Consider the following 23,179-nt stretch of genomic DNA (forward strand, 5'->3'; position numbering starts at 1 on the left):
CCGATTCCATTCGTAGAAGCGACAGTGACTATAAATCGTTTTACCAAAAGAAATATCAAGAAGTAACCAAGCATCAACATAAGAGAGCCCTCGTCTTAACCGCAAGAAAATTAGTACGATTGGTTTTTTCGCTACTAAAAACCAATCAATTATATATTGCACCTGAAAGGAGAGAGTTTTAAAGTAAGACTCACCTTTCATTATTGGATATTCTCACATCCATTTTTTTACAAATGTCGTGAGGTTTCTTTAGTGTATTCTTTTTTAGGGTTAAGAGGTTAAGGGGTTAGAATAATTTCCAATTCTTTATGATTTTGTTCTTGACTATTTACCACTGTGCTAATACCGTCTTTCCGTTACCTGTATTATATCATATAGTGGTATTAATTGATTGAAATGGGATCTTGTTTTATTATAATATATGGACCAGGAAATCTCTCTTAGAGAGATAACAGAGATTCATACAATGATATATGACAACAAAAGGAGCTGGAATTATGTTATTAGATGAGATACTTACATTCAATCAACAATTTGTAGAAAATAAGGAATATCAAGTATATGAAACAAGCAATCTTCCAAATAAGCGTGCTGTTATTTTCACATGTATGGATACAAGATTAGTGGAACTGTTACCGAAAGCATTAAACATAAGTAACGGTGATGTCAAAATGGTGAAAAATGCCGGTGCAATTCTTAATGATCCTTACGACAGTACAATGAAAAGTATCCTTGTTGCCATTTATGCTTTACAGGCAGATGAAGTATTTGTTATCGCTCATCATAATTGCGGTATGAAACACTTTGATACAGAAGGTTTTCTTGAAATAATGAAAGAACGAGGAATCAATCAAAAAGAAATTGACAGCCTTGATGTTGACGTAAATAAGTGGCTTACTGGATTTGAAGATCCGGCAAAATCTGTAGAGAAGTCTGTACAAGTTATCGAGAATCATCCATTATTGCCTGAAGGTGTACCAGTACATGGTCTTGTTATTGACCCTGCAACAGGTAAGTTGGATTTAGTGAAAAAAGGATATTAATTATAATAAACTCCCCAAAATGGGGAGTTTTTTTCCCAACAATACTCTTCAACCAAAGAGAAAACTATAAATTCAGATTATCCTATCATACTATTGAACATATTTTTTAAGTTTTTTTGTAATTGTGTGGGGGTTAGAAGTATATATAAGATAATTGCCCTCATTGGTTCGAAGGAGCACGCGATCAGTCGATCCGTAAGGAAAGCCGATTCTGAGGGCTTTAGGGTCATTACCGCCATAGGTATCATCAGATAATACTTCCTTAATACCTTCAGAAGGGATCACTATTTTGGAAAATTGCCATTTGATAATAATATTTTGTCCATCATCTATCACTTTCGGTTCCACCGCAACATCTCTCCTTACTTAATTTATTTGATCCAAGAATGACTGAATCACCTGTTCCTTAGCTTCTGACGATTTATATTGATTCATTTTCTCTTTGATTTCTAATTTATCTTTCTTTAATTGAACTAATGCTTGATGAAGTGACTCGTAGTTAAACTCTCCTCTTCTTAAAGCGAATGGTGTCCAGTTGGTTCAAATGGATCGATGACATTCTCTGCATTAGCAATTGCGCATGGATTTCCCATCAATTTCATTCGCCATACTTCCACTAACATCTAAAATGATGATAACATTCAATTTCAGTTTTTTTCTTCCATAATTTTTTCATATTCTTCTTCAATTTTTTCTAGCTGTGTTGTATAGTTTTTTTCTATTTCTTCCTCTAAACTTTCAAATTCATTTTCTCTAATCTCTTTATATAAATCTCTTCTTTCATAGTATCTAGACATCATATATTCATAAGCCTTCCTGTTGATATATCCTTCTGAATGTAAAGCACGAAGAATAAAGTTATGGTTATAATTTTCATCTGCCACTATGTCCAGCCATTCCCCTCTACTTCTTATGGCTTGTGACTCTTGTTCTTTTATTTGCTCAGAGATATTCCTTATTTCCCCTTCTTTCCATTCTTTCCATTGTTGAATTAATGCTTCCCCTCTGTCCAATGCTTCTCTTAATTCATCTTCATTCCCTGCATTGGTGTAAATCCCGCCTCCCGCTTCAGCAATTTCCCGCAGATGGGATTGACCTTCAATTCCGACATTGAATCCGATCACATTGACAATTGATTTGATATTCGAATCCGCTAATTCCTTAGCCGCCGTTACAGGATCCCCCTCACACGTCTCTATTCCGTCACTGACGATATAGACAAGGTTCGTGTTATTTTCTCCAGGAAATGCAGAAAAATCTTCCTTTGCCTGTTCTAAACTCCGACCAATCGGGGTCCACCCTTTTGGTTTCAATGGATCAATTACATCTTGGATATCATTTATATTGGCTTGTTGAAAGTCATAAAGTAAGTCAGTGGCTCGGCATGACTCTTCTTTTGTTTGCTCCGTACTATCTCCTTCATGGCCATATACCCGGACCCCGATATTTGCTTCATCAGGAAGATCAGAAGTGAAATTATAGATTGAATCTTTAGCCATCTGAAGCATTGACTTGCCGTCTATCTCATTCGCCATACTTCCACTAACATCAAGAACCAGTAATACATTGATCTGATCTTTAAAATGAAAGCGCTCATCTTCTAAAGCATCATTGCCAAAGTGAGTATAATTCAATTCTATTAGGATACTTCGTGGATCGGGATATTCTTCTGCAAAAAGATAATGAAAAGAACGCCACCATCGATCTAAATACGCTTCTTCTTTATCTTCTTCTATGGCAGGCAATACCTCTTTTATGTAGGCGACTTTTTCCTCCTCTTCCATAATCGGTTCCGTACCTGTTATATCTCCATTGCCAGCCAATGGCCCAACAGGATAGGCGATAATTTCCTCGATATTACTGGGAATATCTGGTGCACATCGGTTGATTCTTGTTCTGGTTTTTCTTCCTGATTACTCAATTCTGTCTTTTTTTCAGCATTTTCATTTAATGTATCTTGTGCCACAGGTTTTTCTTCCATATCTGGTTCATCCTCTGACTTTTCACTTGTACAACCCACTAATAAAACCATTATGAACAGAAAACTAAAAATTAAATAAGCCGCTGAAAATTTAGAAGTCATAGATCAAAACACCCTTTTTCATTTTAGGTATAATAGATTTCAAGTTCATATTACTTCTTTCTTAGTTATTATATTATTCTTCTACATTCTCATCATAAGCTTCTTCTATTTTCTTCATCTGTTGTTCATAATTCATTTCTATTTCTTCTATCATCGTTTCATATGTGCTATACATTTCTTCGATGTAAAGATCATAGTTCTCTTTATTTTTAGCTAAAAGGAAATCACTTGCCTCACGGGTAATATATCCTTTTTCTTTTCTTAAGGTTCTAATAACATTTGTTCTAACTGTCAATTCATCCATAGCTGGAGGTCGGAATGCTAGTAGAAATTCTCGTACCTCAGTCTTCTGTGAAAGTGTCTCGTCATGTGCATCCATGGACATACCATTTTTCCACTTTTTCCATCTTTCAATTAATTGCTCCGCCTGATCAAAAGCTTCGTTTAGTTTCTTTTCATTACCTGCATTCGTATAGATACCACCGCCAGCATCCGCAATCTCTCGCAAATGATTCTGTCCTTCAATATCTACATTAAAACCTATCACATTAATAATCGTTTGAATCTCTGATTCGGCTAATTCTTTTGCTACACTTGCAGGATCGCCATCACAAGTCTCCGCCCCATCACTGACAATATACACCAAATTATTATTCTGTTCTCCAGGAAACTTTGAAAAATCTTCTTTTACTTTTTCCAGACTTAAAGCTATTGGGGTCCATCCAGTTGGTTCAAATGGATCGATGACATTCTCTATACTATTTCCATCCGAAGATTGGAAATCATAAATTAAATCGGTTGCCTGGCATGACTGTTCTCTTGTTTTGCCTGTGCTTTTTCCTTCATGCCCATAGACCCGTAGACCAATATTCGCTTCCTCCGGTAACTCTGTTGTAAAATCAATGATCGAGTCTTTAGCAATTTCCATCATGGATTTCCCATCAATTTCATTCGCCATACTTCCACTAACATCTAAAATGATGAGAACATTTATTTGATCTTTCATGTGAAAACGCTCATCTTCTATTCCTTCATTTCCAAAGTTATCCCATTTCATTTCAGTAATAATATTTCGAGGATCTGGATAAGCTTCGGCAAATAAATAACGATAAGCTTTCCACCATTCCTCTAAATAGGCTTCATCTGCATCCTCTTCAATTGGTGGTAATACATTCATTACATATTCCGCCAGTTCATCAGTTGACATCACTGGCTCCTCACCTATAATTCTTCCATTTCCAGCTAAAGGACCAGTTGGATACAGAAGGATCTCATCCAATGTTGTCGGTTCTTCTGGTGCATCTGTTATTATATCTGTTAAACGATTAATCGGCTCTTCTTCCATTGCCTCAGCTTCTTTGACCTTGTCAGTAGTTTCCTCATTGTTATTATTAGATTTCGAAACCTCTGTATCCTCCTCACCATCTAAAGGCTTACTTTTATCACTTTCATTAGTACAAGCTGATAATAGAGTTATAATTATGATAAGGATCCCTATTAACATTAATTTACCTTTACACTGTCTAATAATCATACTCAAGCTCCTTTGATCAAAAGTGATGAAAAAAGATAATTATTCACCCCTTCTTCATCTTTCTATATACGATTTACTGCAGTTTGACCTTCACAGACAATTGTTTGCCTAATTTTGTTTCTAGCGAGAAATTCTATTTCACTATTTATATCTTATGGCTCAAACAATTTGTATTATTAGTATTATTACTAATCATCTTTAAGTCATCCTCTCCCTAAAGAGACTTGGATGCTATATGTACAGGTCTCACTAAGAACTTATTCTAATAAATTTCCCAGGTTTTCTAGTAATCTCATACTTTGATTAAAGATTACGAATGTTTGTTTGGGTCCATTCATCTAATGCAGGTCAAAGGTATTTATTCTTCCTCTTCGCATACCCCTAAAATCCCCCGATTTTTCTTTAATTTTCTACATTATCATTGTACTGATCATTAATATCATCAATTGCTTCATCATAATTATTTTCTATCTTTTCTACCAAATAACTCTCAATATCATCGCTATAATCTGTAAATTCATGCCACAAATTTCCACGCATATCTAATAAGTAGTGAAAATTTCCACCTAAATATTCTTCCGCTTGTAATTCAAATAATACATCTCTCATAACAGACGTTTCATCGTTTACATATTTTTCCCAATCCCTTTTCAGAACATTTGCAGCGGTGGTAAAGTCTCTTTTATCCCAAGTTGCCCCTATCTCTGCTGAACTTTTCCATTCTTTCCATTGAAGTAATAGTTCCTCCGCTTCTTCAAACACTCGATTGAGCTCCTCTTCATCACCAACTGCTGTGTAAACTCCTTCTCCTGCTTCTGCTAAGGCCTGTAATTCCTGTTCACCTTCTCCATCCACATTAAAACCAATAACGTTAATAATAGGTTCAATATTGGAATCTACCAGTTCTTTTGCTATTTCTACTGGATCTCCATCACACGTTTCCGCACCATCACTTACGACATATACTAAATTGTTATTCGTCTCACTTGGATAGTCTTCAAAATCTTGTTTTGCTTGTTCCAGACTTAATGCGATCGGCGTCCAGCCAGCTGGATGAAAACTGTCTAGTACATCACCAAATGCACTTTGATCCAATGGTTGAAGTGGATAAACTAGTTCAGATGCTTGGCAGGATAGTGCTCTCATTTCTGTTGTATTTTCGCCATCATGTCCATACACACGTAACCCTACATTCGCTCCTTCCGGTAATTGACCGATGAAATCCTCAATCGAGCCTTTGGCAATATCTATCATTGGTTCTCCATTGATTTCATTAACCATACTTTTACTTACATCTAATATGACCAATACATTAAAATGATCTTTGAACGATATTTGTTTATCCCCTATTTGAGGCAAATTGGATTGGTCCACTTGAATTTCAGTTATTAGTTGGTTCGGATCAGGATAGTCTTCGGCAAATAGGGATCGATAGGCCTTAAACCATTGATCCAATTCCTCTTCACTTGCTTCTTCTGATAAAGCTGGTAATTGTTCCATTACATAGTCTGCCATCTCATGAACAGGCATTAATGGAGCCTCCCCTGTAATTCTTCCATTCCCAGCTAATGGACCAACTGGGTAGTCAGCTATTTCCTGAATGTTTGTTGGTAATTCCGGGGCTGTCTCTAAAAGTGTTGGCTCAGATTGATTGGCGTTCTTATTACTTTCTTTCAGATCATTTGTTTCATCATTCTCCTCACTCATATTTTCATTCGTTGCATTATGATTACTTTCCATATTCTTATCGCCATCTTCACATGCAACTAGGACGAATATCGAAAAACTTAATAGTAAGGATAGGATGGTCAATTTCATGGTTATACCTCCAAAAGGATATTAAGCATTATTCATTTTTATACTTCTACATTCTCCTCATATTCTTCTTCAATTTTCTGAAGCTGTTCCTGATAGGTCCTCTCTATTTCTCCCCACAAATCATCATATGTGTTATTTCTGATTCCCTTAAATAATTCGCTACTTTTTTTGTTTTGTTCTAATAAGTAATCACTTGCTTCCCTTGTAATATGGCCTTTTTCTCTTCTTAAATGCTGAATAACCATTCTCCTTACAGCTGTTTCATCTGCATTTATGCTAATCGAATCTCATCTATGCCCCTCCATATAAATAACAGATCGTTCACTGGCTTTTATACTATTAAATTGAGAATTCCGATCCTAACATTTCATCTTCTAACTTTGCATTTCCAAAATGAGTGAAGTTTATTTTTTCTAATATTTGACGAGGGTCTGGGTATTCTTCTGAGAAAATATAGCGAAAAGCACGCCACCATTGGTCGATGTATTCTTCTTCTTCCTCCTCTTCAATCGGTGGTAGCACCTCTTTTACGAATGCAGCTTTTTCTTCTATTTCCAGAATGGGATCAGTACCTGTTCTCTCTCCATTCCCAGCTAATGGACCTACAGGATATGCAATGATTTCATCTAAAGTTGCAGGCTCTTCCGGTGCTCGCTCTAAAAGGTCAGCTAGCGGATCAACGTCTTCTTCTTTTAGGTCATTATCTTCTTCATCAACTAAATTAGCATTCTCTGAATCACTAATGGTACTAACCTTTTTTTCATTCACACTATTCTGGTTTGTACTTTCTCCTATTGATTCGTCGGAAGGTTCCTCTTCCTGGCATGCTGCTAAAAGGAAGAAGATTAGGAGGATATATAAGAGTTTTTTTCTATGTAACATGGATTTAACTCCTTAGTTTAAAGTTTTTATATAGGAAGTGTGTTCACAATATGATATAATTTTGGATATAATTTCATGAAATGAGAGGTATTTACATGGCTGTTGTTCTTTTTATTGTCCCAATTGCTATTATTCTAGTAATCTCTACTTTTACAGATTTGAAAAGCAGGCGAATTTACAATTGGCTGACTTTTCCTGGTATGATCTATTTTGGACTTTATCATCTTGTATTCAATCTTCAAAATATCTTTACATACATACTAGGTTTCCTGCTTGTTGGGGGTATTTGTTTCCTAATTGCTATGTTTTCCAATTCATTAGGCGGTGGGGATATTAAATTACTGGCACTACTTGGTTTAGCATTTGGTATCAATGCAGGTTTTTACATCTTATTATATAGTTATTTATTAACAGCAGTAATTGCTGTTCCTATTCTTATATTAAAGAAAATAAATCCTGATAAAATGTACATAAAAGAAATCCCTATGGCACCATTTATCGCGCTAGGGACCTTCATTGTTTATATAGCGTAAGTTAGAATTCTGTCACCACTTCTTTTTGTTCTTTCTGATCCTTGTATGCATCAATCAAAAGCACAATAGCACTAATTATATGCATAATCATCCCTAAAAAAATGATCCATCCTAAACATGAGGTAACAATTCCAACAATACTGCCATGAATGCTCTTTTTCTCTTGAATACAAAAAACTAATGTAACGATATGCAGAACTAGCATCACGAATAAAGGGGTCCATGCCATTCCTAAAATAATCGTCCCGCCGACGAATGGTATTCCCCAGAACGCTTCTAAACCGCCAGTAATCCACTTAAAAAGTGTAGAAACTTTTGATTTCAATGAAAATCCCTCCAGTATTGGTTAATTTTCCTCAATATCTTTATTTATTAAGTACATTTGGCTCTTATAATTCGCATCAACAGCTTCCACGATGTCTTTATAAGCATTCTCACCAATTTCGTTATAAGATAATTCCCTATCTGTACGCTTAATGGCAAAATACCGCTGCGCAGCATCTGTTATATAACCTGAACTCCGTAAATCATTTATGATCGAAAAGACGCTACTCCCTTCACGTTGGTTCACTTCCAGCCAACTTTCTAAAAAAGCATCTGCCTCTTCAATTTGCTCATTTTTATGTTCCTCTGCTCTATCACTCGCAATTTTCTGCCAAGCCTTCCATTCATTAATCATTTGTTCAGCGCGTTCAAATGCTTCTTGTAACTCTTCTTCATTTCCCGCTGGTGTATATTCTCCCCGTCCTGCTTCTGCAATTTTTTGCAGTTCCGTTTGACCAGCTTCATCAACATTTAGACCTATTACATTAATAATTGGTTTAATATTTGAGTTAGTAAGTGACTTTGCAACAGTTACAGGATCTCCTCCACATGTCTCCAATCCATCACTTACTACATAAATGATATTAGAATTTTGCTCAGAAGGGAACTGTGCCAAATCTTCTTTAGCTTGTTCAATACTTAAGGCTAATGGGGTCCATCCCGCAGGCTCATATCGTTCGATCTCATCATAAAAATCGTCTTCATCTAGTGACTGCATTTCGTAAACTAGTTCAGAGCTATCACAAGATTTTTTCTCCTTATCTTCACTGCTATCCCCTTCATGACCATAAACACGTAAGCCAACATTCGCATCTTCCGGTAATTCCTCCGTAAACTGAATAATAGAATCCCTTGCAATATCAATCATTCTCTTTCCATCAATTTCCTGCTTCATACTTCCACTTACATCCATCACGATAAGTACATTCACTTGTTCTTTCAGTGGAATAACCTCTTTTTCTTTTAATAATGGATGTGTAAAAGGTTCCAGTTGCTGTTCTACGAAGATACCTTCAGGGTCTGGATAGTCTTTCTTGACAAGGGAATAATAAACATTCCACCAATCTTCCAGATATGCTTCCTCTTTTTCTTCATCAATTGGTGGTAAAATAGCTTTAACTGTTTCTAACATGGACTCTTTATCTTCTTTAAACGAAAGATCTGCTAAGGAACCTTTAGGATATTCTAAAACCCCCGCTAAATCTGTTGGCATTTCTTCAACCAAATCCTTTTCTTTAGCGAATACCTCATGAACATCATTAGAGGAGCATGCAGTCGGTAAAAACAGGGCAATTAATGATGTAAAAAGCAATATGATTTTATGATTTAGCTTCATTTAGCTTCCTCCTCTCTAATAACGGTAAATTAAAGATTAAAAGGATTGGCTTGGAAAGAAAGTTAAACTTTCTAAAAATTTTATTTCAAGACCTACCCCAACATTTTCGATATCTTCGGTAATTTTTCCTAAAAAGCCAGATTCCATACTCTCGTATTCTGCAGATGTCTCTACTTCAATTCGATTGTCACTATTAAAATAAGTTATTGTCGTGTCATTCTCATTGCCTTTGTTTTTGTCTACAACTTGTTGTACTGCATTTTTCACTGCGGGTTTGGCAGAAATTAAACTGCGCCGGACTTCAAATTCCAATAAATAGACACTATGAGCTTTTCTTAATGTCAGAATTGCCGAGTTTGACAGAAATTTATCAATAGCCTCATATTCTGATAAGGATGGATTGGACGATTTTATTATTTCATATTTTTCTCTCAATGGGCAGGCAATGTCCACACCCGCTATATTTCCACAGGCATATTGAAAAGAATTTATTAAATCCAGCATTTCATCATATACAACGGAAGTTGCGGCTAAACTCGCCTGTTCTGCAGATGTGTTGGAACGTTCGGCAACAATAAAGATCTTGGCATAATTAAAAAATAGGAAAATCAATACAACCCCAAAACATACAATTCCTAAAGTTATAATCGACGCACTGCCTTTTTCATCTTTTAATATATTTTTTATTTTCATTCTATCATCCTGCTATATGTATAGTGTGGTAGTTCTATTAGGTCTCTCCAAGAATCAGGACCGATTAATATGCCATGTTCCCCAGTAAACTGAACAGTAAAATAACTGTTGCCTTCATTTATCACTTCAAAGTCTGAATAGTTTAGAAGACTAGTAGAAGTGATTTCTTTCAATACATCCTCTGCTTCCGTAACACTGCCAGTAATCGAATATACTTTTGCAGATTCGTGTGCTCCCTTTTGAGCAAGAAGAATTGAATACCCTGAAAGAAGTATTTGTACGAACACTACTAATAGGATTAAAATAAATGGTAGCAGACCCATGAATTCAATATTTATAGAGCCCTTTTCATTTGATATATATTGCTTAGATTTCAAGAAGATCCCTCCAATTCCACTGACTAATATTTCCTCCCTATAAATTAACTCATCCTGCTTGAAAGAAAATCGGCAAATCACTATCTATCTTAATTAACTACATTATCATTATACTGATCATTAATATCATTAATTGCTTCCTCATATTTATTTTCAAGCTTTTCTTCCAAATAACCTTGAGCCTCATCACCATAATCCTCTATGTCAGACCATAATGTGTTTACACTATCAAACAAATAGGAATAGTTCCCTCCTAGGAAATCACCATCACTCAGTTGCATTAACACTTTCTGCATTATATTTCTCTCATCGGATGCAAGATAACGCCATTCACCTCGCAAATCAAGAACATTGCTCCTCACATCTCTCATATCTCCAGATGCTCCTACTTCCGCAGAGCTTTTCCACTTTTTCCATTCCAGTAATAGTTCCTTCGCTTCTTCAAACACACGCTTGAGCTCCTCTTCATCCCCAACTGACGTGTAAACTCCTTCTCCTGCTTCTGCTAGTTTCTGTAATTCCTGTTCATCTTCTTCATCCATATTAAAACCTATCACATTAATAATTGGTTCTATATTGGAATCTACCAATTCCTTCGCTACTTCTACTGGATCTCCATCACAAGTTTCCGCACCATCACTTACGACATATACTAAATTGTTATTCGTCTCACTTGGATAGTCTTCAAAATCTTGTTTCGCTTGTTTCAGACTTAATGCGATCGGCGTCCAGCCAGTGGGCTGAAAACTGTCCAATACATCACCAAATGCACTTTGATCCAATGGTTGAAGAGGATAAACTAGTTCAGATGATTGGCACGATTGTGCTCTCATTTCTGCTGTGTTTTCGCCTTCATGCCCATACACTCGTAACCCTACATTCGCTTCTTCCGGTAATTGACCGACGAAATCCTCAATCGATCTTTTGGCAATATCCATCATTGGTTCTCCATTGATTTCATTAACCATACTTTTACTTACATCTAATATAACCAATACATTAAATTGATCTTTGAACGAAATTTGTTTATCTCCCATTTTAGGCAAATCGGATTGATCCACTTGAATTTCGGTTATTAGCTCGTCTGGATCAGGATAGTCTTCGGCAAAGAGAGAACGATAGGCCTTAAACCATTGATCCAGTTCTTCTTCACTTGCTTCTTCTGAAATGGGTGGTAATTGTTCCATCACATAATCTGCCATCTCAGGAATGGGCATTAATGGAGCTTCTCCTCTAATTCTTCCATTCCCAGCTAATGGGCCAGCCGGGTAATCAGCCACATCTTGCAAGTTTGTTGGTAATTCCGGCGCTTTTTCTAATAAGGTGGTGTTAGATTTGTTGGAGTTTTCATTACTTTCTTCCGAATTTATTGTTTCATCACTCTCCTCACTTAGAGTATTATCCCTATTTTCACTCGTCTCCTCATTACTTTCACTATCTCTGTCTCCTTCTACACATGAAGCCAGGACTAGTACTGAAAAACTCAATAGCAAGGATAAGGTGATAAATCTCATGGTTATACCTCCAAAAAAAACTTAGTTTGCTTCCAACTAAGTTGATATTATTTACACAGAATAAGTATATTACTAAAAAATTTTTAAAATAATGGTATTAATTAGTGTTGAGGCAGTATAGCCTCAACACCACTAATAAATAAATTAATTTCCACCAAACCATTTACCTACTGTACCAATAACACTATCTAGCAGGCCTTGTATAAGGTTACCTCCATTTCCACCTTCACCCATATAATTAGTAACCATCAAAATGATAACCACTGCTACTGCTGCGATGCCCATAAATTCAACAGCTGTTGAACCTTCTTCATCTTTCTTTAAACGATTTACTGCAGTTTGACCTTTCACATACAATTGCTGACCTAATTTTGTCATAATAAACTTCCTCCTAAATAATAGATAAATTTTTAAGTTCTAACTATTCCCTAAAACCATAAACATAAAGAGACAACAACTTATAACCAAACAAACAATTTACTTGAATCTAACCACCTCCTTAAATTATAATTAAAAAAGATAAATCTATTCCCTAAAATAGTTTTTATCTAAAGACCTGTGCTGCGATGCCCATACATTTAACAGCTCATGGTCTTTTTTCCATGTGTTAAAATTATTCAAATATACCACTATCTAAGACTTCATAAATAATGTTTAATAGTAATAATCCACCTATCAAAATAAAAGCTGTCGGCATTACAACAAATGTTGTTATCAAGGTGATCTTAGGAGATGCTTTCGCAGCAAGCTCCTTTGCCTTTTCCTTTCTGAGTTGTCTAATTTCCGCTGACTGGATCTCAAATGTTGTTGCAACTGGAACGCCTAGTTCCGCTCCCCGAATTAATGATTTAATTACTGTGTGAAACTCTGGTACATCGGTACGATTGATTAGTTCCAAGTACAGTTCTTCCCTTTGTATCCCTAAATTAGCGCGATGATTAAAACGGGAAAACTCCTCCTGAATTGGTCCATCGAAATAACGTGATATTTCTCTAAATGCCTGATCCAGGCTTGCACCAGCTTTTAAAGTTACACTGACCATGTCTAAAAAGTCTGGCAATGCATAACTTAACTCCTCCTGACGTTTCTTCGCTTTATTCTTTATCCAGAAAATTGGACCAAAGAAACCGATGAAAGGTAAAATAACAACTAAAAATTGTCGAAACGGTAATCCAATTAAAAATGCTAAAACTCCTGTAAAGAAACCTATCAATGTTAGAGCAATTTTCAGGCCTTGAAACCTCTTTACAGTTAAATCATATGGATTATCTGCCTGAATCAGCCACTTTTCAACATCTTCTGTTTCACTAAAAAAGTTAAAGCGTTCACCAATTTCGGAGAAGTCATCAGCAAAGGTGAGGATTTTTGCAAAGATTTTATGTAATAATGATTGTTTCTTCTCTAATTCTTGATTCTCACTATCGTTTGCTTCTTTCAACCTTGTCTTCACTTCATTTTTCTGTCCAATATATCGGTACCATGCACTGAGTGAAACTCCTAGTAAAAGAATAGATAAAATGGCTATTAATGTTATTAAATCAGTCATAAGCTTACACCCTTATTTTGGTTACTTTTTGAACGAGAATAAATGACAGGAGGATACCTATTGCGAACATTGCTAATATAATTATTCCTGGTATTGTAAATAATACCTTTGTGAATTCTTCCATCATCATGTTGATTGCAAATATTAAAATGATCGGAATGGATGGAATAACATAGGAAATAAATTTCTGTTCAGATGTTAATGTTTTAATCTCTTGCTCTAGGAATTTCCGTTCATCAAGCACCTTTGCCATTTCCTCCAAAGTTTCATGGAGATTTCCCCCAGCTTTCTTTTGTGTTAGCAATGAAACGATAAACAATTTATAATCTCTACCTTTGATCTTTTGTTGAAATTTCAGAAGAGCATCCTCGAAATTTTGACCGAGGCTAAGCTCATTCGATAATTGTTTAAACTCGCTTCTGGAAGGTTCACTTAATTCCCTAGCAACTAATTGAAATCCCTGACTAAGTGTCATGCCTGATCTCGTCGCATTAGCTAATGTGACACAAACTTCTGATAACTGGTTGTTCAACTTCTCTTGATATTTATTTCTTCTGATAAGAAAAATTAATTGAGTAATGGCGGCAATAGCAATTACAGCAAATATAAAACTCATAGACAAGTTAAACTTTAACAGCATATTGAAAATTAAGGTCAAACCTAACCCTCCAACGAATAACATACTGCAAAATTCTGATGGAGTCAGAATAATATTAACTCGCCTCAGCCTTAATTCGAGCTTTTTTCCATAATCTGTTTGGTCAAAACGCTCTCCCCAAATTACAATAAAACTCTTTCTGTTTTGTGTATGTTCAAAATCTGTTCTCGTCTTCCCTTTCCATTTTTGCTTGTTCAACCTGTAATCCAAATAACTGAATACTCCCCAAATCCCGAACATTGTCGATATACTAAATAAGACTGATGCTGTCATCTGTATTCACTCCTTCACCTGCCTCAAATAATGAATCTGGAACATCTTGACCAAACACTTGTAAACGATATTGATTTTTTGGAATAATCCCTGTCGGAGTGAAGAACCCTTGTACTTTTCCATCCTTGCCCAGGCCTGTCCGTTGGTATTTAAATATTTCCTGTAGCTTTACACCTTTAGTCTTTGTGTCTACAACTACTTCTGATATCGACATTGTCTTTCGCTGACCATCTTGCAAACGTTCGATTTGGACAATGTAATCTAAAGCACCAACAATATATTCCCGGATAATGGAACTTGGCAATTCCATCCCTGCCATCATAATCATCCCTTCCAAACGTCTAACTGCATCTAAAGGTGTGTTGGCGTGAACGGTTGTTAATGACCCTTCATGACCTGTATTCATCGCCTGTAACATATCAAATGCTTCTGCCCCACGAACCTCACCGACAACAATCCGGTCAGGTCTCATCCTTAGAGCATTTCGTACAAGGTCACGGATGGTGATGGCACCTTTTCCTTCTGTATTTGGCGGGCGTGCTTCTAACCCTACAACATTCGGCCTGTCCAGCTTTAACTCGGCCGAATCCTCGATCGTGATAACCCGTTCACCTGGTGGAATCGACCGTGAAAGTGCGTTTAACAAAGTTGTCTTTCCACTACCAGTACCACCGGAAATAAGTACATTCATCTTTGCAGCTACAATCGATTGTAAGTATGATGACATTGCTTCATCCATCGAGTTGAATTCGATGAGATTGTTCATTGTAAAAGGATCTTTGGAGAATTTACGGATTGATACTAATGTTCCATTTAAACTGATTGGCGGAATTACGGCATTGACACGACTTCCGTCAGGGAGCCTTGCATCAACCATTGGTGAACTTTCATCAATTCGACGTCCGATTGGTGCAACGACTCTGTCGATAATATGTCTAACGTGTCGCTCGTCTCTAAATTTTAAATTCGTTTGCGTCAATTGACCTTTTTTTTCGATATATACTTCCCCATGTCCATTAATAAGAATTTCTGTTATATCCAGATCATTCAGCAGAGGCTCTAATGGACCAAAACCAACCGATTCATCAATAATTCGGGTTAATAAATGTTCTTTGTCCCGATGAGCGATTACTACTTTCTCTTCACTCATGAATTGAGTAATGATACGTTCGATCGCTTGTCTCATTTCTTCTGGCTTCATACTTGTCAATCGATCAAGGTTTGTCTCATTAAGTAATCTTGCTTTGTAATGGTCACTTAATTCCTCGACATAAGGATTATCATAAGCGGAAAAAGTTGGTGCTTCTTTAGTTATTGTTTGAAACTGTTTTTTACTAAATAAACCCATTTCACTTCTCCCCTTACTTTAACTGTGTCAGTACATACTTACGAACTTGCTTAGATAATGCTGGTATTTTCTTTTCTTTTGTTTCTTTTCTTAATGGTTCTCCCTTATTAATCAGCGGTTGTACCCCTTTTCGGTCTTCCTTAAATTTTGCGACAATGGGGTCAACAATAAATTCTTTCACATCTGATGTCGTCAATTCACTGCTCCGGTCCATCCGGTTGACGATTACTTTCATCCGTCCTTCTGTATCCATTTGCAGGCGTTTAAGCAGGTTAGTAACTTGCTTATAATTACTTATAGCAGGTGTATCTAAACTTAATACATAATGGATCACTTCAGATTCTTCTAATGCACTGAAGGTGATCGGATCCATATTTATAGGTAAATCGATTACCACCATATCGTAAGCTCTTCTGCACGTCCGAAGCAGGCGGACAATATGCTCTTCGGTTATTGTCTCAGCAATTTCTGCATCTCGTGGGCTTAATAATAAATCCATTTTAGAATAGGTTTCTTTCATTACAACATTGTGAACATGATTTTCATTCAGTTCATCAATAACCGGCAGTAAATCCGCAATGGATCGAGCACTTTCTACACCCAAATATTTCTCCGCCCCACCGTATTGTAGGTTCAGATCTATAAATAATACAGAAGCAGTTGATTCTAATTTCATCGTTTGGGCAAATAGTGTTGACAACAATGTTCGCCCGACCCCACCTTTACCACTGTAAAATGAAATGATTTCTCCTTTTCCTTTCTTCATTGCCTGGCTTGATGGCAATTGCTGAAATTCGGAATTTTGCTGTTCTTTAACTGTAAGCACTTTTTTCTCCAACCGTTCAAGGAAATTCGTCAATTCCTCTGGTAATACAAAGAAATCATGGACACCGAGCCTGATTAAATCACGCAACAACTGGAAATTCGCCTGATAAGATAAGTAGATAAATATTGGTGCATAACCATCATCACCAATTTCATCTTGTGTATACTCGATCAGTTCGATAGTGGATTCATCCTTCTCTCCATCTGTCATGATGATAATTTGCGGAGAAATACGATCAATCTCTTTACGCAACTCAGTGCTGGTAATTGTTTCAATTTGCCCATATACTGGTTGAAGCTCTTCGAGTAATTGATTTTTCAATTGGTTATTATCACAAACCAATAGCATTTTGACTTGCTCCATTTCTGAACCCTCCTCTGCCTTACTCACCATCGCTCTGACTTGAGCCTTCTTCTGTCTCTTCTGCTACTTCTTTGGTAACTTCCTCTGTGTTCTCGTCTTCTTCTACCATTTCACTGTTTCCATTGGTAGATTTCAGAATATGTATATTGTCCGCATAATGTTGCATATGAATTAATTCAGGGGCCTGTTGCCTGGAAACTTCTAAAGCAACTCCCTCGCCATTGTCAGATGAGATTACCTTTTGAACAAGAACATCTGACATAAATATTTCTGTAACCGGCTCTTCGTTAAAACTTTGGGAAACTACAATATCTACGCGGTCTAAATGCTGTAATTCATCATCAAAGAAAACTTTGCTATTATCTTCTAATAATTCGACTAAACGGTTGCCTTCATCCGTCAATTCTGTGAATGGTCTTAAAATATTCTGTGTAATAAAGTCTCCCTCTTTTAATGGAATAATCGAGACCTGTCCTTCAATTTGCTCCATTGAAAGTACATGTGCATCCGTAACATAACGATTGGGAATTTCAATTGTTGCGATTTGGTCAGCAGAAATCCGTTCTCTTGAGTTAATATTCTGTTCTACTACAAACACTTCCGACATCTCACCCAAATCTGCATTCAGTTCATTTAAATTGTTATAAAATAGTATGCCTGCTAGTATTGCTAGAATAAAAGATAATGTGATAAATATAAGTGCCCTTCTTTTCGATTCAAACATCTGCTTTTTATCCCTCTTTCTATTAACCTTCGTTTTCAATGGACAGGAACAACTAATATGTCAGTCAATTGCATTTGCTGTAATAATATTACTAAATCTGTAATGAAATGATAACCATTATTATAGAAAAAGGTAGATTATACCTAAAATGGTTTTTATATCTTCAATTAAATATTTATTTTTGAAAAAATGATTCGTATACCACTATCTATATTTGTCGATTCATCTGTTATTTTGATGAAATATAAGTTTTTTTAAAAAAACTAACATTAGCTGATTTACTATGTAATTCGAATTTATCATTCACTAAAATAGGTTAATATATCTAATCTGTAATATAAAATACAATAATGAAACATAATTGAAATATTAAAGAGCTTATTTTTACAAATTAACTTGTTTTCTTACTCTTTCACCAATTATTTTATGAGTCTATATATTCACACATTTAGGATGAAAGTCATTAAAAAGTATATTAATTTATCGAGCTACTTTATTTTTAGAACTACCATTCTAAAGCTTATAATATAAAACAGGCCATGCTGAATTAACATGGCCTGTTTTATATTTATTCTAGATTATTTACTCACTTGATCAATGATTGACTGAATCACCTGTTCTTTTGCTTCTGACGATTTATATTGATTCATTTTCTCTTTGATTTCAATTTTATCCTTCTTTAATTGAACTAGTGCTTGATGAAGTGAGTCTGTAGTTAAACTCTCCTCTTCTATGATATGTGCATAGCCTTGTTTTTCGAATGACTGTGCGTTAACAATTTGATCACCACGGCTTGCCTGCAATGATAGAGGAATTAGTAACATTGGTTTATGTAATGCTAAAAATTCAAAGATTGCATTCGATCCAGCTCTTGAACAAACAAGATCGGTGATAGCCAGTAAATCTTTCAACTCATCTTTTACATATTCATACTGTATATATCCTTCTCTTTCATAGCTGCTGTCATAATTATCTTTCCCGCAAATGTGAATGATGTGAAAGTCATTCAGTAAACGGTCTAGTCCTTCACGGATGGCCTCATTTATTCTCTTTGAACCCGCACTTCCGCCCATGATTAACAGGACATTTTTTTCAGCGTTTAATCCAGTTATTTCATACCCTTTCTTTCTGCTCCCTGTGAATAATTCTTCTCTCACTACCGCTCCAATATATTCAGCTTTTTGTTCAGGCAAGTAATCCATTGTTTCAGGGAATGTTGCAAGCACCTTTTTCGCAAACGGGATGGCCAGCTTGTTTGCCAAGCCTGGTGTGTAATCAGATTCATGAATAACTGCAGGAACTCCGCGCATTCTCGCTGCAACTAATACAGGAACAGAAACAAAGCCTCCTTTTGAAAAAATAACTGCCGGCTTCTTTTTTCCAATAATTCGGTATGCCTGAAATGTTCCTTTCAGTACTTTGAAAGGATCTTTAAAATTCTCTTTGGAAAAGTAGCGCCGCAGCTTTCCTGTCGATATAGGGTGATATTTTACGCCATCAAGACTTGAAATTAATTCTCTTTCTATTCCGTTTTTTGATCCAATATAATCGACAGTCCAGCCCTCTTTGATAAATTCCGGAATGATTGCAATATTCACCATCACATGGCCAGCTGTTCCGCCTCCGGTAAAGATTATTTGTTTATTTTCCATCAATTGTCTACCTCTCTTTTTAAACTGCTATGTATTGTCTTCCTGATAACTGTTCAAATTCCTTGATACTTTGCTTATGATTATACTTATAACTATTCTAATCACGCAAGTAACGATGTATGCTATGTACTTTTTCCGGAATCTCATAAAGTGAGACTTCCGATCAGGGATAATACAAAGTTCACGCTAAAAACCCGGAAAACGCATTTCTCCATCTGCCTTCCGAGTTCATACTCCATTATTTCAGGTTCATTACTATCAACCGCTCTTCAGTCATTTCATCAACAGAATATTTTGGTCCTTCTTTCCCGTTTCCGCTATCCTTCACACCGCCATATGGCATCAGATCCACACGGTACTGTGAACCATCATTAATCATAAATCCGCCAACCCCGACTCGCTTGGCCGCATAAAAAGCTGTATCAATATTCTGAGTGAATATGCCGCCTTGTAATCCATAATCAGACTGATTTAATTCGGCAATACATTCATCCAGCTCAGTATAAGGTATGATGCTTACAACCGGGGCAAAAATCTCTTCACACACGACCCGCATGTTTTTATTTACATTAGTTAACAATGTCGGTTCAAATAATACACCATCCCTCTTACCTCCATATGCGATTTCTGCACCATCAGATACAGCTTCCTGTACCCATTCTTCCGCACGTTCTGCTTCACTCTCAGAGATCATCGGACCAACATCTGTGGCAGGATCGGCTGGATCACCAACGCTCAGCCTTTTGATATTGCTGATTATTTTTTTCATAAATGATGAATGAACCGATTCATGGACATAAATTCTTTGTACAGATATACATACCTGTCCTGCAAAGGCAAAACTCTGGCCTGCGAGGGTTTGGGCGGCATGATCCAGGTCTGCCTCCTTATCCACAATAACAGGAGAATTGTTGCCAAGTTCAAGTATCAGGCGATTCAGGCCTGTTTCCTGTTTTAACTTCAATCCGACGTCTGCACTTCCAGTAAAAGTATAAAGGCTGATGCGTTTATCCTCGATCATTTGTTTTCCGACTGTGGAACCTGAACCAACAACTACTTGAAGTAAACCTTCAGGTAATCCTGCCTCTTCTAGAATTCCAGCTAACTTTAAGGCAGAGATTGGCGTTTTACTCGCAGGCTTCAGCACTACTGCATTACCTGCTGCAAGAGCTGGGGCTACTTTGTGTGACACAAGGTTTAATGGAAAATTAAAAGGACTAATTGCACCAACAACACCGACGGGAACTTTTATCGTAAATGCAAGCCTGTTTTCAGAACCTGGTGCTGCATCGACCGGTACACCTTCTCCATGTACTCGTTTCGCTTCTTCTGCTGCTAATAAAAAAGTCTGTGCAGAGCGTTCTATTTCTGCCAGTGCTTGTTTGAGCGGTTTTCCCGCTTCCTTTACAATGATCTTTGCTAATTCTTCTTTTCTGTCCAATAAAATCTGATATGTTTTTTGCAAAATCGAAAATCTCTCATATGGGGAGAGCTGATGACGTTTAAATGCATGGAACGCACTTGAAATTGCATCATCAACATCTTTTTTACCTGCTGTTGAGACAGTTGCATATACTTTTTGTGAGTATTTATCCAGTACCTGTAGTGATTCTTTTGTTTTCCGCCATGTTCCATCTATAAATATGGGATAATTATTCATTCTCCAACACCTCGCTACTTCATTGTTTATTCCACTGGTTATTTGGATGAAACATCCAGTTTTTGATCAAATCGGTCTAAAAGGATTGCAGGTTTTTCCTGAAAAATTGCAAGATTCCGAAATTGCTCTTTCAAAAAGCCCTCTGTTACCATATGGTCCAGCAGATGAGACAATGGTTTATAATAATTATGTATATTTAATAACCCAATCGGTTTGTTGTGGATACCAATTTGGCCCCATGTTATGATTTCAAATAATTCTTCGAGAGTTCCAGCACCACCTGGCATTGCAATAAATCCATCCGCTAGTTCTGCCATTTTTGCTTTTCGCTCATGCATTGTACTGACAGTATATAACTGCGTTAATTTTTGATGGGCAATCTCTTTATCACTCAATACGGTTGGAATTACTCCGATCACTTCCCCTCCCGCTTCCAAGACAGTATCTGCAATAACTCCCATCAATCCAACACTTGATCCACCGTAAATGAGGGTAATATTTCGTTTTGCCAGTTCCTTCCCAAGTTCAACAGCACCTTTTTTGTAGACTTCAGAGTTTCCCAGACTGGACCCGCAATATACAGCTATCGATTTCATATTATTCCTCCAATACTTTTATCTTTTATTATCTATACAAAATTTTAACATAAGAATAACCTGGAACGTTACTCGATGACTTAATGTATTTTTGCAGTAATGCCTCCTTACATATGGTACAAAAAAAGCACAACTCTCATTTGAGACTTTGTGCTTCACTATATTATAGAAATAACCCTGCCATTGTTGCCGAAAGAATGGAACCAAGGGTTGCTCCTATCAGCAGTTTCATACCAAATTTTGACACCGCTGCCCCTTTCTCACTATCGATACCCTGAACTGTACCTGCAATAATACCGATCGAAGAAAAATTTGCAAAACTGGTCAGAAATACGGAAACAATTCCGACAGTTTTTTCCGATAATGTTCCGACTAATGGCTGTAAATCCAACATTGCTACAAATTCATTTGTAATAATTTTCGTTCCCATGATTCCGCCCGCCTGAACAAGCTCACCTGGTGTAATTCCCATCAGGAACCCAATCGGGTATAGAACATAGCCAAGAATTTGTTCCAGTGTTACACCTGCGAAAATGAATTGAATAACAAAGTTGACTAGCTCAAGAGCTGCAATAAACGCAATTAACATTGCTGCAACAATTAATGCGATTCTTCCGCCATCTAATGCCCCATTTCCCATTGCTTCAAAAAAACTTTTCGCTTCAGAAACATCTTTCACATTTATTTCATCATCAACTGATTTTATGTCAACAGGAGCGATAATCGAGGCAATGATCAGGGAACTGAACATATTTAACGGGATAGCAACTAACACGTATTCAGCAGGTAACATCTGCATGTAGGCTCCGATAATGGAGGCAGAAACTGATCCCATTGCTGAAGCACTCACAATGTACAGTCTATTGCTCGTCAGGTGGTGAAATTGAGATTTAATGGCAATCAATGCCTCTGATTGGCCAAAAAACATACTATTGACCGCATTAAAAGACTCTACCTTTGGCAGTCCTGTAATTTTAGATATGACAAAGCCGATATATTTAATGATAAATGGTAAAATTCTTAAGTATGTCAGTACAGACAACAGTGTCGAAAAGAAAATAATTATCAGCAATACATTAAAGAAAAAGACCTCTTCGCCTTCAATACCGCCAACAACAAAATTAACACCTTCTGTACCAAATTCAATCAGCTTGTTAAATAATGCAGAAATCCAATTAATTATAGCTTCGCCAATAGGTGTCATAAACATAAACCAAGTTGTTATTACCTGGGCTAATAACATGATTCCGATACTAGTATAATTAATCTTTTTCCGGTCATTACTCATAGCATATGCGATTGCCAGAACGAGGATAATTGCTACAATCCCTAATATGATACCCACTCAAGATTTCCTCCTCTTAATTTTATTTCTCTTATAACGTTCCCTTTTCTA

The 23,179-nt window shown here is 36.5% G+C and carries 24 protein-coding genes and 1 pseudogene; 3 read left to right on the forward strand and 22 right to left on the reverse strand.

The window, feature by feature from the left end; all coding sequences use genetic code 11:
• Both BMW36_RS20675 and BMW36_RS18230 read left to right on the forward strand, forming a co-directional pair.
• Nucleotides 1-182: pseudogene (locus tag BMW36_RS20675) on the forward strand (IS110 family RNA-guided transposase); the annotation flags it as partial.
• 315 nt (nucleotides 183-497) lie between these two features.
• Nucleotides 498-1,043, forward strand: a complete 546-nt coding sequence (locus BMW36_RS18230) for a beta-class carbonic anhydrase (protein ID WP_089743795.1) — start codon at nucleotides 498-500, stop codon at nucleotides 1,041-1,043.
• A 90-nt stretch (nucleotides 1,044-1,133) separates the two neighbouring features.
• On the opposite strand, the gene BMW36_RS18235 is transcribed toward BMW36_RS18230, so the two are convergent.
• From BMW36_RS18235 to BMW36_RS18265, 7 genes are all read right to left on the reverse strand, one after another.
• Nucleotides 1,134-1,391: a SunI/YnzG family protein gene (locus BMW36_RS18235; RefSeq protein ID WP_089743797.1), complete on the reverse strand. Its 258-nt coding sequence runs from the start codon at nucleotides 1,389-1,391 to the stop codon at nucleotides 1,134-1,136.
• 299 nt (nucleotides 1,392-1,690) lie between these two features.
• Complete coding sequence (locus tag BMW36_RS18240; RefSeq protein WP_089743799.1) at nucleotides 1,691-2,866, reverse strand: vWA domain-containing protein; 1,176 nt, start codon at nucleotides 2,864-2,866, stop codon at nucleotides 1,691-1,693.
• Complete coding sequence (locus tag BMW36_RS18245) at nucleotides 2,845-3,126, reverse strand: hypothetical protein (RefSeq protein ID WP_089743802.1); 282 nt, start codon at nucleotides 3,124-3,126, stop codon at nucleotides 2,845-2,847. Before BMW36_RS18245 ends, BMW36_RS18240 begins: the two co-directional genes overlap by 22 nt.
• Before the next feature lie 73 nt (nucleotides 3,127-3,199).
• Nucleotides 3,200-4,660, reverse strand: coding sequence for a VWA domain-containing protein (locus BMW36_RS18250; protein ID WP_089743804.1), 1,461 nt, complete (start codon nucleotides 4,658-4,660; stop codon nucleotides 3,200-3,202).
• Between the two features lie 402 nt (nucleotides 4,661-5,062).
• On the reverse strand, nucleotides 5,063-6,478 hold the full coding sequence (locus tag BMW36_RS18255) for a vWA domain-containing protein (protein ID WP_089743806.1): 1,416 nt from the start codon (nucleotides 6,476-6,478) through the stop codon (nucleotides 5,063-5,065).
• 38 nt (nucleotides 6,479-6,516) lie between these two features.
• Nucleotides 6,517-6,723 carry a hypothetical protein gene (locus BMW36_RS18260; RefSeq protein WP_089743808.1) on the reverse strand — a complete coding sequence of 69 codons (207 nt, stop codon included), beginning with the start codon at nucleotides 6,721-6,723 and terminating at the stop codon, nucleotides 6,517-6,519.
• A gap of 94 nt (nucleotides 6,724-6,817) precedes the next feature.
• A complete protein-coding gene (locus tag BMW36_RS18265) occupies nucleotides 6,818-7,360 on the reverse strand; it encodes a hypothetical protein (protein WP_089743810.1) in 543 nt (180 codons plus the stop codon).
• A gap of 95 nt (nucleotides 7,361-7,455) precedes the next feature.
• Here BMW36_RS18265 and BMW36_RS18270 point away from each other — a divergent pair, with 95 nt between their 5' ends.
• Nucleotides 7,456-7,893, forward strand: coding sequence for a prepilin peptidase (locus BMW36_RS18270; RefSeq protein ID WP_175480519.1), 438 nt, complete (start codon nucleotides 7,456-7,458; stop codon nucleotides 7,891-7,893).
• 1 nt (nucleotide 7,894) lies between these two features.
• On the opposite strand, the gene BMW36_RS18275 is transcribed toward BMW36_RS18270, so the two are convergent.
• The 15 genes from BMW36_RS18275 to BMW36_RS18345 all read right to left on the reverse strand — a co-directional run bounded on the left by BMW36_RS18275 (nucleotide 7,895) and on the right by BMW36_RS18345 (nucleotide 23,128).
• Nucleotides 7,895-8,218 (reverse strand): hypothetical protein, encoded by a 324-nt coding sequence (locus BMW36_RS18275; protein ID WP_089743814.1) that lies wholly within the window; start codon nucleotides 8,216-8,218, stop codon nucleotides 7,895-7,897.
• Nucleotides 8,219-8,239: 21 nt separating this feature from the next.
• Nucleotides 8,240-9,553, reverse strand: a complete 1,314-nt coding sequence (locus BMW36_RS18280) for a vWA domain-containing protein (protein WP_089743816.1) — start codon at nucleotides 9,551-9,553, stop codon at nucleotides 8,240-8,242.
• Between the two features lie 36 nt (nucleotides 9,554-9,589).
• Nucleotides 9,590-10,246 carry a hypothetical protein gene (locus tag BMW36_RS18285; protein WP_089743818.1) on the reverse strand — a complete coding sequence of 219 codons (657 nt, stop codon included), beginning with the start codon at nucleotides 10,244-10,246 and terminating at the stop codon, nucleotides 9,590-9,592.
• Nucleotides 10,243-10,623, reverse strand: coding sequence for a hypothetical protein (locus BMW36_RS18290; RefSeq protein ID WP_089743820.1), 381 nt, complete (start codon nucleotides 10,621-10,623; stop codon nucleotides 10,243-10,245). The genes BMW36_RS18285 and BMW36_RS18290 overlap by 4 nt, the downstream gene beginning before the upstream one ends.
• 89 nt (nucleotides 10,624-10,712) lie before the next feature.
• Entirely contained in the window at nucleotides 10,713-12,137 is a 1,425-nt protein-coding gene (locus BMW36_RS18295) for a vWA domain-containing protein (protein ID WP_089743822.1), read from the reverse strand.
• Between the two features lie 144 nt (nucleotides 12,138-12,281).
• Nucleotides 12,282-12,515 carry a Flp family type IVb pilin gene (locus tag BMW36_RS18300; protein ID WP_089743824.1) on the reverse strand — a complete coding sequence of 78 codons (234 nt, stop codon included), beginning with the start codon at nucleotides 12,513-12,515 and terminating at the stop codon, nucleotides 12,282-12,284.
• A 235-nt stretch (nucleotides 12,516-12,750) separates the two neighbouring features.
• Nucleotides 12,751-13,683 (reverse strand): type II secretion system F family protein, encoded by a 933-nt coding sequence (locus BMW36_RS18305; RefSeq protein ID WP_089743826.1) that lies wholly within the window; start codon nucleotides 13,681-13,683, stop codon nucleotides 12,751-12,753.
• A gap of 4 nt (nucleotides 13,684-13,687) precedes the next feature.
• Entirely contained in the window at nucleotides 13,688-14,614 is a 927-nt protein-coding gene (locus BMW36_RS18310; RefSeq protein ID WP_089743828.1) for a type II secretion system F family protein, read from the reverse strand.
• Complete coding sequence (locus tag BMW36_RS18315) at nucleotides 14,592-15,962, reverse strand: TadA family conjugal transfer-associated ATPase (protein ID WP_089743830.1); 1,371 nt, start codon at nucleotides 15,960-15,962, stop codon at nucleotides 14,592-14,594. Before BMW36_RS18315 ends, BMW36_RS18310 begins: the two co-directional genes overlap by 23 nt.
• Nucleotides 15,963-15,975: 13 nt before the next feature.
• Nucleotides 15,976-17,151, reverse strand: a complete 1,176-nt coding sequence (locus tag BMW36_RS18320; protein WP_175480520.1) for a CpaE/TadZ family protein — start codon at nucleotides 17,149-17,151, stop codon at nucleotides 15,976-15,978.
• Between the two features lie 19 nt (nucleotides 17,152-17,170).
• Nucleotides 17,171-17,875 (reverse strand): Flp pilus assembly protein CpaB, encoded by a 705-nt coding sequence (gene cpaB / locus BMW36_RS18325; protein ID WP_089743834.1) that lies wholly within the window; start codon nucleotides 17,873-17,875, stop codon nucleotides 17,171-17,173.
• 578 nt (nucleotides 17,876-18,453) lie between these two features.
• Entirely contained in the window at nucleotides 18,454-19,527 is a 1,074-nt protein-coding gene (locus BMW36_RS18330) for an undecaprenyldiphospho-muramoylpentapeptide beta-N-acetylglucosaminyltransferase (protein WP_089743836.1), read from the reverse strand.
• A gap of 238 nt (nucleotides 19,528-19,765) precedes the next feature.
• Complete coding sequence (locus BMW36_RS18335; RefSeq protein WP_089743838.1) at nucleotides 19,766-21,187, reverse strand: aldehyde dehydrogenase family protein; 1,422 nt, start codon at nucleotides 21,185-21,187, stop codon at nucleotides 19,766-19,768.
• 38 nt (nucleotides 21,188-21,225) lie between these two features.
• Nucleotides 21,226-21,783 (reverse strand): LOG family protein, encoded by a 558-nt coding sequence (locus BMW36_RS18340; RefSeq protein ID WP_089743840.1) that lies wholly within the window; start codon nucleotides 21,781-21,783, stop codon nucleotides 21,226-21,228.
• A 163-nt stretch (nucleotides 21,784-21,946) separates the two neighbouring features.
• Nucleotides 21,947-23,128 carry a NupC/NupG family nucleoside CNT transporter gene (locus BMW36_RS18345; protein ID WP_089743842.1) on the reverse strand — a complete coding sequence of 394 codons (1,182 nt, stop codon included), beginning with the start codon at nucleotides 23,126-23,128 and terminating at the stop codon, nucleotides 21,947-21,949.
• Nucleotides 23,129-23,179: the final 51 nt, after the last annotated feature.

Source organism: Gracilibacillus ureilyticus (assembly GCF_900111195.1).
Taxonomy (GTDB): Bacteria; Bacillota; Bacilli; order Bacillales; family Amphibacillaceae; genus Gracilibacillus; species Gracilibacillus ureilyticus.